The sequence below is a fragment of the Rhodococcus coprophilus NBRC 100603 genome (assembly GCF_001895045.1).
GTDB classification, from domain to species: Bacteria; Actinomycetota; Actinomycetes; order Mycobacteriales; family Mycobacteriaceae; genus Rhodococcus; species Rhodococcus coprophilus.
Genome location: NZ_BDAM01000003.1, coordinates 482,362 through 494,957, shown reverse-complemented (window position 1 = coordinate 494,957; position 12,596 = coordinate 482,362). Strand labels below are relative to the sequence as shown.

General features: G+C 68.3%; 13 protein-coding genes. 12 read left to right on the top strand and 1 reads right to left on the bottom strand.

Annotation, left to right across the window (positions count from 1 at the left end):
• Positions 1-32: 32 nt before the first annotated feature.
• The 7 genes from RDCOP1_RS21160 to RDCOP1_RS08155 all read left to right on the top strand — a co-directional run bounded on the left by RDCOP1_RS21160 (position 33) and on the right by RDCOP1_RS08155 (position 5,392).
• On the top strand, positions 33-395 hold the full coding sequence (locus RDCOP1_RS21160) for a WXG100 family type VII secretion target (protein ID WP_231922907.1): 363 nt from the start codon (positions 33-35) through the stop codon (positions 393-395).
• Between the two features lie 46 nt (positions 396-441).
• Positions 442-747, top strand: a complete 306-nt coding sequence (locus RDCOP1_RS08180; RefSeq protein WP_084722494.1) for a WXG100 family type VII secretion target — start codon at positions 442-444, stop codon at positions 745-747.
• A 257-nt stretch (positions 748-1,004) separates the two neighbouring features.
• Positions 1,005-1,448 (top strand): 50S ribosomal protein L13, encoded by a 444-nt coding sequence (gene rplM / locus RDCOP1_RS08175; protein WP_072699573.1) that lies wholly within the window; start codon positions 1,005-1,007, stop codon positions 1,446-1,448.
• Positions 1,445-1,960, top strand: coding sequence for a 30S ribosomal protein S9 (rpsI, locus tag RDCOP1_RS08170; protein ID WP_072699572.1), 516 nt, complete (start codon positions 1,445-1,447; stop codon positions 1,958-1,960). Before rplM ends, rpsI begins: the two co-directional genes overlap by 4 nt.
• A gap of 194 nt (positions 1,961-2,154) precedes the next feature.
• On the top strand, positions 2,155-3,495 hold the full coding sequence (gene glmM, locus RDCOP1_RS08165) for a phosphoglucosamine mutase (protein WP_072699571.1): 1,341 nt from the start codon (positions 2,155-2,157) through the stop codon (positions 3,493-3,495).
• Positions 3,496-3,644: 149 nt separating this feature from the next.
• Positions 3,645-3,998, top strand: coding sequence for a hypothetical protein (locus RDCOP1_RS08160; protein ID WP_072699570.1), 354 nt, complete (start codon positions 3,645-3,647; stop codon positions 3,996-3,998).
• Positions 3,995-5,392 carry a hypothetical protein gene (locus RDCOP1_RS08155; RefSeq protein WP_072699569.1) on the top strand — a complete coding sequence of 466 codons (1,398 nt, stop codon included), beginning with the start codon at positions 3,995-3,997 and terminating at the stop codon, positions 5,390-5,392. The genes RDCOP1_RS08160 and RDCOP1_RS08155 overlap by 4 nt, the downstream gene beginning before the upstream one ends.
• A 47-nt stretch (positions 5,393-5,439) precedes the next feature.
• Here the strand turns inward: RDCOP1_RS08155 and RDCOP1_RS08150 are convergent, their stop codons facing one another.
• Entirely contained in the window at positions 5,440-6,285 is an 846-nt protein-coding gene (locus RDCOP1_RS08150) for a poly(ethylene terephthalate) hydrolase family protein (RefSeq protein WP_072699568.1), read from the bottom strand.
• Positions 6,286-6,446: 161 nt separating this feature from the next.
• On the opposite strand from RDCOP1_RS08150, the gene glmS reads away from it, so the two are divergent.
• From glmS to tsaE, 5 genes are read left to right on the top strand one after another with little or no spacing between them, the layout of a single operon-like run.
• Positions 6,447-8,312, top strand: a complete 1,866-nt coding sequence (glmS, locus tag RDCOP1_RS08145) for a glutamine--fructose-6-phosphate transaminase (isomerizing) (protein WP_072699567.1) — start codon at positions 6,447-6,449, stop codon at positions 8,310-8,312.
• A gap of 43 nt (positions 8,313-8,355) precedes the next feature.
• Complete coding sequence (locus RDCOP1_RS08140; RefSeq protein ID WP_072699566.1) at positions 8,356-9,825, top strand: bifunctional ADP-dependent NAD(P)H-hydrate dehydratase/NAD(P)H-hydrate epimerase; 1,470 nt, start codon at positions 8,356-8,358, stop codon at positions 9,823-9,825.
• A 58-nt stretch (positions 9,826-9,883) separates the two neighbouring features.
• Positions 9,884-11,065 (top strand): alanine racemase, encoded by a 1,182-nt coding sequence (alr, locus tag RDCOP1_RS08135; protein ID WP_072699565.1) that lies wholly within the window; start codon positions 9,884-9,886, stop codon positions 11,063-11,065.
• On the top strand, positions 11,062-12,120 hold the full coding sequence (locus RDCOP1_RS08130; protein WP_072699564.1) for an alpha/beta fold hydrolase: 1,059 nt from the start codon (positions 11,062-11,064) through the stop codon (positions 12,118-12,120). Before alr ends, RDCOP1_RS08130 begins: the two co-directional genes overlap by 4 nt.
• On the top strand, positions 12,113-12,595 hold the full coding sequence (tsaE, locus tag RDCOP1_RS08125) for a tRNA (adenosine(37)-N6)-threonylcarbamoyltransferase complex ATPase subunit type 1 TsaE (RefSeq protein WP_072699563.1): 483 nt from the start codon (positions 12,113-12,115) through the stop codon (positions 12,593-12,595). The genes RDCOP1_RS08130 and tsaE overlap by 8 nt, the downstream gene beginning before the upstream one ends.
• Position 12,596 lies beyond the last annotated feature (1 nt).

Here is a 12,596-nt window from a genome sequence, read left to right as displayed (position 1 = left end):
AGCCGGTGCGCGGAACAATCGAAGGAGCACTCGTGACCGCACCGTCGGCCGGAGCAGGGTCCGGCAACAATGGCTTGAGCACAGATGTCGCGACCATGGAGGTGGTCGCGGGGCAACTTCAGGATTCTCGTAACGAACTCGTGGGAATTCTTCGAGTGCTCGGCGACGTCGTGCAGTCCGCGCCGTCGGTCTGGCGGGGCGTGTCCGCGACCAGGTTCGCAGGAATCATGGAGCGCTGGAACGTCAACAACACCAACCTGACCGCCGCGCTCGACGAACTGGCGGAAGCGGTCCGGACCAGCGGTCGCTCGTACTACGCGACCGAACAGGAGAACGCGCGGGCGCTCGGTGCCGTCGATCCCGGTGCCGGTTCCCTTCTCCACGGTTCGTTCTGACCCCGGGTCCGTCCCGCACCCTGAATCCAGCAAAGGAGCACGAACAGTGGCAGTCGATGGTGGAACCGAGATCTTCCAGAACTTTGCGGGCGTCGCAGATCTGCATTCGCGTCTCGTCTCGGGCGAGAAAGCGATCAGGGACACCCTCGATCGAATCGAAGCGCAGGTAGCGCCGCTGGTGTCGACGTGGAGTGGTGACGCTCAGGCCGACTACGTCGCGACGCAGCAGCGGTGGAACCGGGCCGAAGCCGGCCTCATCCAGGTGCTGCAGGACATCGGCCGGATCGTGTCGAGCGGAAACGACGACATGATGGCGACCGAACGACGGAATCAGGCTCGCTTTCCGGGGTGACACCCGGTGCGTCCGGTGGGTGAAGGGGAGGGCCCACGGGCACAGCGTCCCGGTGGTGGAGAGGCCGCCGGGACGTTGTGCTGTCCGGGTGTGTTTTGACCTACCGGGCGCGGCACCGGTATCGTTGATCCTCGGCGTGTCGTCCGTCGTCGTTGCCTTGTGCACGGCGAACATCTCATCCCGGGTCTCAACTGGCCGCCGGGTGGGACCATCGGTGGCATGCGGGCCAGCAGCGAAACGATAGACGAGGAAATTCTGTGTCTACGTACACACCGAAGGCCAGCGAGCTGACCCACGAGTGGCACGTCATCGACGCCACCGACGTGGTCCTCGGCCGCCTCGCGGTCCAGGCAGCAGGCCTGCTCCGCGGCAAGCACAAGCCCACTTTTGCTCCGCACATGGACGGCGGTGATTTCGTCGTCATCATCAACGCCGACAAGGTCGCCATCTCCGGCAACAAGCGGACCGACAAGTTCCTCTACCACCACTCCGGCTACCCGGGTGGTCTGCGGGGTCGTTCGGTCGGCGAGGTTCTCGACAAGAACCCCGATCGTCTCGTGGAGAAGGCCGTCACCGGCATGCTCCCGAAGAACAAGCTCGGCCGCGCCATCGCCAAGAAGCTGAAGGTCTACGCGGGCCCGAACCATCCCCACGCCGCGCAGCAGCCGGTGCCGTTCGAGATCAAGCAGGTGGCACAGTGACGACGCCCGAGGAACAGAACGAGAACGTGACGAACGTCGAAGAGTTCGCCGACAACGTCGAGGTCGCTGCAGACGAGTACGTGGCCGAAGAGGTCGTGGCGGAGCCTGTTGCTCCGATCGTGCTCGACCGTCCGATCCAGACCGTCGGTCGCCGTAAGGAGGCCGTGGTCCGTGTGCGTCTCGTGCCCGGTTCCGGCAACTTCGTCCTCAACGGTCGCACCATCGAGGATTACTTCCCGAACAAGGTGCACCAGCAGCTCGTGAAGTCGCCGCTGGTGACCGTCGAGCGCGCCGAGGGCTTCGACATCCACGCTCGCCTGCATGGTGGCGGCCCGTCCGGCCAGGCCGGCGCGCTGCGTCTCGCCATCGCACGTGCACTCATCGAGGTCACTCCCGAGGATCGCCCCGCGCTCAAGCGCGCCGGCTTCCTCACGCGTGACCCGCGTGCCGTCGAGCGTAAGAAGTACGGCCTGAAGAAGGCCCGTAAGGCATCTCAGTACTCCAAGCGCTGATGTGTCGCCGATGCTGACCTCGTCAGCCTCGGCACTTGTTCGACCACGAGAGCAGGCGTCGGTAGAGATTCGCTACCGGTGCCTGCTTTCGTGCATTCTGTCCTCCGTCAGATTCCGGGGCCGGGTACACCGTGCTGCGGAACCGGGGAGATGTGCGCGGTTGTGACCGCACTGAAAATTTGAGGGGCGTGTCTATGGGTCGGTTGTTCGGCACCGACGGTGTTCGAGGCTTGGCGAATGCCGAGTTGACGGTCGAGTTGGCACTGCGTCTGGCCGGGGGCGCCGCCGCCGTGCTGGCGCCGGCAAATTCCGGGCAGCGGCCGGTGGCTGTGGTCGGACGGGACCCACGTGCGAGCGGTGAGATGCTCGAGGCCGCCGTCACCGCCGGGCTCACCGCAGCCGGCGTCGATGTGCTGTCGGTGGGTGTGCAGCCCACTCCCGCAGTCGCCTACCTCACCGCCGCCTACGGCGCCGACCTCGGAGTGATGATCTCCGCGTCGCACAATCCCATGCCGGACAACGGCATCAAGATCTTCGCGGCGGGTGGGCACAAGCTCGAGGACTCGGTCGAGGACCGCATCGAAGCGGTACTCCAAGGCGAGAACGGATCACCGGCACGCCCCACCGGAGCAGGGATCGGACGCGTCCGCGTCGCCGAAGACGCCGTCGACCGTTATCTTGCCCACCTCGTGTCGACCATGCATCATCCCCTCACGGGTCTGACGGTCGTCGTCGACTGTGCGCACGGCGCGGCGTCGCGCGTCGGTCCCGAAGCCTATGAGGCCGCCGGCGCGACGGTGATCGCGATCGGTGCGGAGCCCGACGGACTCAACATCAATCTCGATTGTGGCTCGACACATCTCGAAGGCTTGCAGAAGGCCGTGCTCGAACACGGTGCGGATCTGGGTCTCGCTCACGACGGAGATGCCGACCGTTGCCTCGCGGTGGACGCGTCCGGTGCGGTCGTCGACGGCGACGCCATCATGGCGATCCTGGCGCTGAGCATGAGCGAAGCAGGCGAACTGCACGACAACACACTCGTCACGACCGTGATGAGCAACCTCGGACTTCATCTCGCCATGCGGGAGGCGAGCATCGAGGTGCGCACGGTCGGGGTCGGGGACCGCTATGTGCTCGAGGAACTGAGACGCGGTGGCTTCAGCCTCGGTGGTGAGCAGTCCGGGCACATCGTGCTGCCCGCTCACGGCACCACCGGCGACGGGGTGCTCACCGGACTGCGGCTGATGGAACGGATGTCGTCGACCGGTCGTTCCCTCGCCGAACTGGCAGCGGTGATGACGACTCTCCCGCAGGTTCTCGTCAACGTCCGGGTGAGCGACAAGGCCGCGGTGGCGAGCGATCCCACCGTCGCAAATGCGGTCGCCGACGCCGAACGCGAACTCGGTGAGACAGGACGCGTGCTGCTGCGGCCTTCCGGCACGGAGCAATTGGTCCGCGTCATGGTCGAAGCCGCCGACGACAACCATGCCCGTAGACTCGCCGACCGCCTGGCCGATGTCGTAGCAGCCGTCTGACAGCAGCGGCTTGCTGCCGATCCCTGTCGGGACCGCGTGCGATCCACCGACGCCCCCTTTCCCACCTCTTCTCGACAAGAGGGAACCGGAGGGGGCGTCGCTGCGTCCAATACAACCGAGACGCAAACCTGGGGCGGAACGGAGCGGGCATGGCAGCACAGGATCGCGTGCGGTTCGACGAACAGGGCGTCGCGGCGATCGCCGGCCGGTTGGAGAGATCGGCGGACGACGCAGATCACGAATGCCGTCGCATTCTCGGGAACCTGGAGTTCGGTCCTCGTGCGGCCGGCGCGCGCTACCGGACGGGCGGTGCCGTGGTCGAGGAAGGATATCGACGCATACGCACCGCATTCGGCGAGTGGGTGACGGTCGTGAACGCGCAGGCGGACGACTTGCGGTCGGTGTCGGACCGGTACACCGAGCGCGACGCGGGCGTCGCGCAGAACCTGAACCGGCTTTCCGGCAACGACGCCCTCACACACCTCGACCGCCGGCCGCAATGACCCCGGCGCCCGATCCGGGACGCATTCTCGACGCGGGTGTCGGTGGACTGACGTTTTTCGCCGAGTACCTGCCCTGCGCGCATCGATGGGGTGCCGCCACCTCCACGACCGTCGAATCACTGCGGGAGAGATACGACGAACAACGCGACCTCGACCTCGCGACGCTCGTCGCCGACGCCTCCGACCTCACCCGGCTCGCAACTGTTCTCGCCGGTCCCATCCTCGAACAGGACGGGCAAGTTCGGTTCCTGCCCCGAGCCTGGGAAGGGGATGCCGCCGACACCGCCCGGTCCCGCCTCGACACCGTCGTCGCCCGGGGACGGGCGTTGCAGAGTGGTGTGCAGGAGCTGTCGCATGCTCTCACCGTCGCGGCGGCGAACGTCGGCGCTGCAGTGACCGAGAAGGCGCGGATCGTAGGACTTTTCGAAGGGAAGCTTGTCGACGGACGTACTTCCGACGAGGTCGCGATGATTCTCGCCGGGGCCGCCGGCGAACCGGGAGGCCCCACCCCCGGGCAAATCTCCCGGTGGTTTCACTCCGCCGGCGGCGACGACCCGGTGAGCACAGCGGAGCCTTGCGCGCGGTGGCTCAGCGAGAGATTCGCACCGGCACTCGGCACTGCGGTCGACACCTTTCTACGGGCATGTGACGACACCGACTGGGTAGTGATGAACGAATTCGACTCTCTTGCAAGACTGTTCGACCTCATCGAACGATCCGGTGAAGCGGGGGTGCCCTCGGGGTACGGCCGGTTGCCGACATCCGGTGCTCCGCTCGGTTCCGGACGGAACGGGTCATCGTCCGGCCCCGGCACTGACGCCGTACAGGCGGGAGCAGACCTCCTCGGTGCAGCCGCCGGACTCGCCGGTGCCGTCCTCGACCTCGCAACCTCGGGCGTGAAGGCCGCGACGGCGCTGCTCGACGCCGCCGTCGAGACACTGCCCGAACCGACGACACCCGACGCAGTTCTGCCCGAAGCCGGTCCGGAAGCACCGCCGGTCACCCGGGAGGAGGGCGGAGTGACGCCCACCGGCCCGGAGGACCGACACCCGGTGAACGCACCGGCGTCCGGCACTCCATCCGCCCCACCGCCCGTCGACATCCCGGCCGGCCCGCCACCCGAAGCCGGACCGGACGCCGGCATCAGCGATCCGGGCGATGCGGCGGCGACGCGGGCCGAGCCGACGGGTGAGGAAAACGACGCGCCGGGGACGAAGGAGAACGGTGTCACCCCGGCGACGGTCCCACCTGGCTCAATCCGGCGCGAAAAGACGAACTCGCGCGAGACACCCGTGGCAGCGGGCTCGGATCAGGCCGGCGAACCGGCTGAGCCCGCCGAAGGAAGGGCGGCCACCGATGGCGGGGCCGTACTCGCGGAGGCCGGACCGCTCTGACTACACCCGGCGCCGAGGTGCCGGTGACACACCTCGACCGCGTGAGATCAGCGTCCGAGGAGCTGATTGATCTGGCTGCCGAGTTCCCGGTCGATCGAACCGGGATCGGTGAGCGACGTGGTGCCGGGAAGCTCACTGGTGGGATCGGAAAAGGCCGCATAGGTCTTGTCGCCGGTCAGACGGTGGAGCAGGAAGCCGGTGAGGAGATACCGGGTGCGCTGCTGCGTGTGCCGCTCGTTCCCGCCGATACCGAGTGCAGCCATCATGCGCCGGCCTTGTGCGAGACCGTTGTCGTCGGCCTTGTCCACGACACGCAGCTGCACGTCGCCGCCCCACGATTCGGCCACAGCTGCCGCATCGCTGGTCATCGAACCGACGCTCTTGTCGCCGACGAGGACGAGGCCGGGAGCGGTGACATGCGCCGCAGCGTCGGACGCGCGCGGCGAGGTGGGTGCCGGATACAGCGAGGCCACGGCAGCGACCTCACGGCGCGCGGCGGCCAGCACGGCGGCACCGGCACCGAAACCGTGCCCGACGAGTGCCAGACGGTCCGGGTGGACACTGATTCGTCCCGTGCCCAGTCGCACGCCGAGGCAGATGTCGAGTGTGGTGAGCAGATCGGTGGACAATCCGACCGCGGACGGGACGGGCCCGCGTTCGGTGCTGGGCGCCCCGACGACGAAGCCCCACGACGCGAGATGCTCGAACAACGCTGTGTACTTGCCTACACCGGTGAGCCAGCCGTGCCCGAACGCCACCGCCGGCAGATTGAACCCCTCGGCGGGGGTATAGACCACGCCGGGTTGTCCCGCGAGCGACAGGTCGCCGCGCAGCACCGAGTGCGGACCGCGCTTGGACAGTTCCTTAGCCAGGGATTTCGGGTTCGCCGCCACGGCGAGAACGTTAGCGGATACGTGGCGGAGGCGGGCCCGCTGTGCCCCGGACGTGCGTGTCGTCCGGAGTCCGCGCGCGCTGCGTCCAAGGCGTTGCCGGGGTTCCACCGAGTTGCAGATGAGTTGCAGTCGTTCCGGCCGCGACCAGTACCCTGCTAACCATGTGCGGAATCGTGGGGTATGTCGGGCACCGTCGTGCTCTCGACGTCGTAGTCGAAGCGCTGCGGCGGATGGAGTACCGGGGTTACGACTCGGCCGGAATCGCCATTCTCGACGGGCGAGGCGGGCTGGCTGTCGAGCGGAAGGCCGGACGCCTGGCCAACCTGGAGGCCGAACTCGCCGAGATCGGTGAGGAACACTTCGACGGCACCGCCGGGATGGGCCACACCCGGTGGGCGACCCACGGCCGTCCGACCGACCGCAACGCGCACCCCCACCGTGACGTGACCGGCAAGGTCGCGGTCGTGCACAACGGCATCATCGAGAACTTCGCGCCGCTGCGCGAGGAACTCGAGAAGGACGGCGTGGAACTGGCCAGCGACACCGACACCGAAGTCGCGGTGCACCTGGTGTCGCGCGCCTACGCCGAAGGGCCGACGGCGGGGAACTTCGTCGAAAGCGCCCGCAGCGTGCTGCGCCGCCTCGAAGGCGCGTTCACCCTCGTGTTCACCCATGCGGACCATCCCGGCACGATCGTCGCCGCCCGGCGCTCGACCCCGCTGGTCGTCGGCGTGGGCGACGGCGAGATGTTCGTCGCGTCCGACGTCGCCGCATTCATCGAGTTCACGCGGGACGCCGTCGAACTGGGCCAGGATCAGGTCGTCGTCATCACCGCCGATTCGTACGAGGTCACCGACTTCGACGGCAACACGAATGTGCGCACCCAGCCGTTCGTCATCGACTGGGATCTCGCCGCCGCAGAGAAGGGCGGCCACGACTACTTCATGCTCAAGGAGATCGAGGAGCAGCCCGACGCGGTGGCCGACACCTTGCGCGGCCACTTCGTCGACAACCGCATCGTGCTCGACGAGCAGCGACTGTCCGATCAGGAACTGCGCGACATCGACAAGGTCTTCGTCGTCGCGTGCGGTAGCTCGTACCACTCCGGTCTGGTCGCCAAGTATGCGATCGAACACTGGACCCGGCTCCCGGTAGAGGTGGAACTCGCCTCCGAGTTCCGTTATCGCGATCCGGTCCTGGACCGGTCGACACTGGTCGTAGCGGTGTCCCAGTCGGGTGAGACCGCCGACACCCTCGAAGCGGTGCGGCACGCCAAGGACCAGAAGGCGCGCGTCCTGGCGGTCTGCAACACCAACGGTGCCCAGATCCCCCGCGAGGCGGACGCGGTCTTGTACACCCGTACCGGTCCCGAGATCGGTGTGGCGTCGACGAAGGCGTTCCTCGCACAGATGGCCGCCAACTACCTCGTCGGCTTGGCGCTGGCGCAGGCCCGCGGCACGAAGTACCCCGATGAAGTGGCACGCGAGTACGAAGACCTCGCCGCGATGCCCGACAAGATCGCTCAGCTCCTCGAGGGCATGGATGCTGTCCGGCAGCTCGCGCGGGATCTGTCGGACTCGCCGGCGGTGCTGTTCCTGGGCCGCCATGTCGGATACCCGGTCGCGCTCGAGGGTGCTCTCAAGCTCAAGGAACTGGCGTACATGCACGCCGAGGGATTTGCGGCCGGTGAGCTCAAGCACGGCCCGATCGCGCTGATCGAGGACGGCCTTCCGGTCATCGTGGTCATGCCGTCGCCGAAGGGCCGCGCGGTGCTGCACAGCAAGTTGCTCAGCAACATCCGCGAAATCCAGGCGCGCGGCGCCCTGACCGTGGTGATCGCGGAGGAGGGCGACGAGACCGTGCGCCCGTTCGCCGATCATCTCGTCGAGATCCCGTCGGCGCCGTCGCTGTTGCAGCCGTTGTTGTCGACGGTGCCGTTGCAGGTGTTCGCGGCAGAAGTCGCGCAGGCGCGCGGGTACGACGTCGACAAGCCCCGCAACCTCGCGAAATCCGTGACCGTCGAGTAAACCGACCGCGTGGCGGACCGGCACGAGGTTCCCAGGAGGGGCGATGCGCAGCTACTACCCGTGTGAGATCGTGCGGGCCGCGGAGGCACCGCTGCTCGCCTCGCTGCCCGACGGCACGCTGATGCGCCGCGCGGCGCACGGGCTGGCCACCGTCGTAGCCGGGGAGTTGCGTGCCCTCACCGGGGGTGTCGTGGGCCGGCGGGTGGTTCTGCTCGTGGGATCCGGCGACAACGGTGGGGACGCCCTGTGGGCGGGCACCTTCCTGCGCCGCCGCGGATGCGCGGTCACGGCGTTGCTGCTCGATCCGGAACGCGCGCACCCAGCGGGTCTCGCCGCATTGAAGTCGGCCGGGGGCCGTGCCGTGCCCGCCCGGCCCGAGCATCTCGGTGACCCCGACCTGGTGATCGACGGGATCGTCGGAATCTCCGGTCGCGGCCCGCTGCGTCCCGCCGCCGCCGACATCGTCGACGCGATCACCGCGCCGATCGTCGCGGTGGACACCCCGAGCGGCGTCGACCCCGACACCGGCGCCGTGGACGGTCCCGCGGTGACCGCAGCCGTCACCGTCGCATTCGGAGCCCTCAAACCGGTCCACGCCCTCGCATCGCCCCGTTGCGGCCGTGTCGAGTTCGTCGACATCGGTCTCGAACTGCCCGAATCCGATCTCGTCGCGGCGGAGCCCGCCGAGGTGGGGGCGATCTGGCCGGTGCCGGGCCCGGACGACGACAAATACAGCCAGGGCGTGGTGGGTGTCTCCGCGGGGAGCGCGAGGTATCCCGGGGCTGCGGTCCTGTGCGCGGGAGCAGCGGTCGCCGCGACCTCCGGCATGGTCCGCTACGCGGGATCCGCGTCGGCCGAGGTGCTTGCCCACCGGCCGGAGGTCGTCGCCGCGACCTCGATCGCGGACGCCGGTCGCGTCCAGGCGTGGGTGGTCGGCCCGGGCGGCGGCACCGGCGACGATGCCGCCGAGACGCTGCGCGCGGTTCTGGCGACCGATCTGCCGGTTCTCGTCGACGCCGACGGGCTCACGGTGCTCGCGCGAAACCCGGACCTGGTTCGGGGACGCGCGGCGCCGACCCTGCTCACTCCTCACGCGGGAGAGTTCGCTCGGCTCACCGGATCTCGGCCCGAACCGGACCGGGTCGCGGCGGTGCGCACCCTCGCCGCCGAGTGGGGTGTCCACGTACTGCTCAAAGGACACGCGACGCTGATCGCACGACCCGACGGCCATGTCTTCGTCAACGACGCGGGAGGGTCCTGGGCGTCGACGGCAGGAGCAGGCGACGTGCTGTCGGGCACGATCGGGGCGCTGCTGTCGTCCGGGATGCCCGTCGACCTCGCGGCCGCCGCCGGTGCTCGCGCACACGCGCTGGCCGCGAACCTCGCCGCGCGCAGCGGTACGTCCGGTGAGGCTCTTCCGGAGGCTTCTGCGGCGCCGGTATCGGCGAGCGCCATCTTGGCCGCACTGCGCGACGCAGTGCGGTTGCTTCGTACCTATATGCCCGAATCGTGACGCGACGCGCAGGACCACGGCGTCGACGGAGAATCGGGCAGTGGCAGGATCGAGAGACGTGACCACGACCCAGCACACTGTGCCTTCAGCCCGGAATGCCCGCCCGCAAGCGGAGGCGCTCATCGATCTGGATGCGGTCACCTACAACGTCCGGCGCCTGCGGGAGTTCGCCGGCGACGCCGCGATCATGGCGGTGGTCAAGGCCGACGCGTACAACCACGGGGCCGTGCCGGTCGCGCGCACAGCCTTGGCCGCCGGAGCGCGCGAACTCGGGGTGACCACGCTCGACGAAGCCCTCGAACTGCGCCGCGCCGGGATCGAAGCGCCCGTGCTGTCGTGGCTGCACGCCTCGGACGCGGATTTCGCGCCGGCGATCGCGGCGAACGTCGAACTCGGTGTCTCCTCCCCGCGACACCTCGAGTCGATCGTCGCGGCGGCGCAGGCCGCCGCGATGACGGCGACGATCACGGTGAAGGTCGACACCGGATTGAACCGCAACGGCGTCGCCCGCGACGAATGGGACGTGTTCGTCGACGATCTTGCGCGTGCCCAGGCCGAGGGCTCGGTGCGCTTGCGCGGCGTGTTCTCCCATCTCGCGCACGGGGACGAACCCGAGCATCGCGTCAACGGTGAGCAGCGTGATCGTCTGAGTGAGGCGGTCGCGGATCTGCGGCGCCGGTCGTTGGCACCCGAGGTGGTGCACCTGGCGAACTCCGCTGCCACGCTCACCCGCCCTGACCTGCGATTCGATATGGTTCGGCCCGGAATTGCGATGTACGGTCTGACACCGATTCCGGAACGCGGCGACTTCGGGTTCCGGCCGGTGATGACGGTACGGACGAAGGTGATTCTCGTGAAGAAGGTCGAGGCAGGGTCGGGTGTGTCGTACGGGCACAGCTGGATCGCTCCGCGCGACACCACGCTGGCACTTCTGCCGATGGGCTATGCGGACGGCATCCGTCGCAATCTCAGCGGACGGATCGAGGTGCAGATCGGCGGTCGGCGGCACCCGCAGATCGGCCGGATCTGCATGGATCAGGTCGTCGTCGACCTCGGGCCGGACGGCGCCGGAGTAAACGAAGGTGACGAGGCGTTGTTCTTCGGAGACGGCCGGCACGGCGAGCCGGGTGCCCAGGATTGGGCCGACAAGCTCGACACGATCAATTACGAGATCGTTACCGGTATCGGCGGTCGCACCGTCCGTACCTACGTCGGAGGCGAAGGGAGCGTGAAGCCATGACGGTCCTGGGCCGGATGGGCATGCTCGGATCGAGCCTGGCCACACTCGCGTCGTCGGCAGGGCTCTACGCGGTACGCACCGCGGGAATGCCCGCTCACGAGTTGTACGGGGACGAGGACTTCGACGCGATCCTGCGGTTGCCGAAGAAGGTGATCACCGCCGAGGACGACGTTCCGCTGGTCGTCCGGGAGTCCGGGTCGCCGTTCGCGCCGCTCACCGTCGTCTTTGTGCACGGTTACTGCCTGCGAATGCAATCGTGGCACATGCAGTACCGGCACATTGCCGAGCGCTGGGGCCGCGACGTGCGGATGGTGTTCTTCGACCAGCGGGGTCACGGTGAATCTGGTGCCTCGGGGTCGAAATCGTGCACCATCGCGCAGCTCGGCCGCGATCTCGGACGGGTCATCGACGTGACGGCCCCGACCGGCCCGGTCGTGGTGGTGGGGCATTCGATGGGTGGCATGACCGCCATCGCCCTGGCCGCGCAGCGACCGGAACTGTTCGAGTCGCGGGTGGTCGGTGTGGGTCTGCTCGCCACCACCGCTGCCGGTCTCAGCAAGACCGGGATCGGGCGGAACCTCGACAACCCGGTCATCGACGCGTTCCGGTACGCGGCGCGCACGGCGCCGGGCTTCGTGCAGCAGGCACGCGGTATGGCCCGTGCAATCGTGTCGCCGATCCTGCGTGCCGCGTCGTACGGGACGGTGGTCAGCCCACGTCTGGTCCGGTTGTCCGATCGGATGCTGGACGAGACGCCGGTGCTCACCATCGTGAACTTCCTGCGCACGCTCGAACTGCACGACGAGTCGGCGGCTCTCCCTGTACTGGGCACCGTCCCGGCCTTGGTGCTCTCCGGGGATGCGGACATGGTGATCCCGTATGCAAGTTCCGAGGATCTCGCCGCCGCGTTGCCCGATGTCGAGCTCAAGCGGGTGCGCGGGGCAGGGCACCTCGTGCAACTCGAATTCCCCGAAGTCGTCAACCGGGCAGTGGACCGGCTCATCCAGCGCGGATTCGCGCACGACGTATCGACCAGGCGGACCGCAATTGTCTGACGACCAGGCCCGGGACACCGGGTCGAACAGCATCGAACTGCACACCGTGGAGGACACCGAAGCGTTCGGGAGGCGGCTCGCCGCCGACCTTCGCGCGGGGGACCTCGTGGTTCTCGACGGCCCGCTCGGAGCGGGCAAGACCGCGCTGACCCGCGGGATCGCAGCCGGACTCGGGGTCCAGGGACGTGTGACGTCGCCGACCTTCGTCATCGCCCGCGAACATCGCCCGGGCGCCGCCGACGGCCGGTCGCCGGTCGGTCTCGTGCACGTCGACGCGTACCGTCTCGGCAACGGACCAGGTGCCCTCGACGAACTCGATGCGCTCGATCTCGACACCGATCTGGCAGACGCCGTGGTGGTCGTGGAGTGGGGCGAGGGTCTCGTCGAGAAGCTCACGGACCGGCACCTGCGTGTGCGTCTGCGGCGAGATCCCGACAGTGACGTCCGCCGCGCGGAGTGGACCTGGGTGGGATGAC

Bases quoted from the DNA above. Each gene is read 5' to 3' on its own strand.
- glmS (WP_072699567.1), top strand. From the start codon at position 6,447: ATGTGCGGAATCGTGGGGTATGTCGGGCACCGTCGTGCTCTCGACGTC.
- RDCOP1_RS08140 (WP_072699566.1), top strand. From the start codon at position 8,356: ATGCGCAGCTACTACCCGTGTGAGATCGTGCGGGCCGCGGAGGCACCG.
- RDCOP1_RS08160 (WP_072699570.1), top strand. From the start codon at position 3,645: ATGGCAGCACAGGATCGCGTGCGGTTCGACGAACAGGGCGTCGCGGCG.
- RDCOP1_RS08130 (WP_072699564.1), top strand. From the start codon at position 11,062: ATGACGGTCCTGGGCCGGATGGGCATGCTCGGATCGAGCCTGGCCACA.
- RDCOP1_RS08155 (WP_072699569.1), top strand. From the start codon at position 3,995: ATGACCCCGGCGCCCGATCCGGGACGCATTCTCGACGCGGGTGTCGGT.
- glmM (WP_072699571.1), top strand. From the start codon at position 2,155: ATGGGTCGGTTGTTCGGCACCGACGGTGTTCGAGGCTTGGCGAATGCC.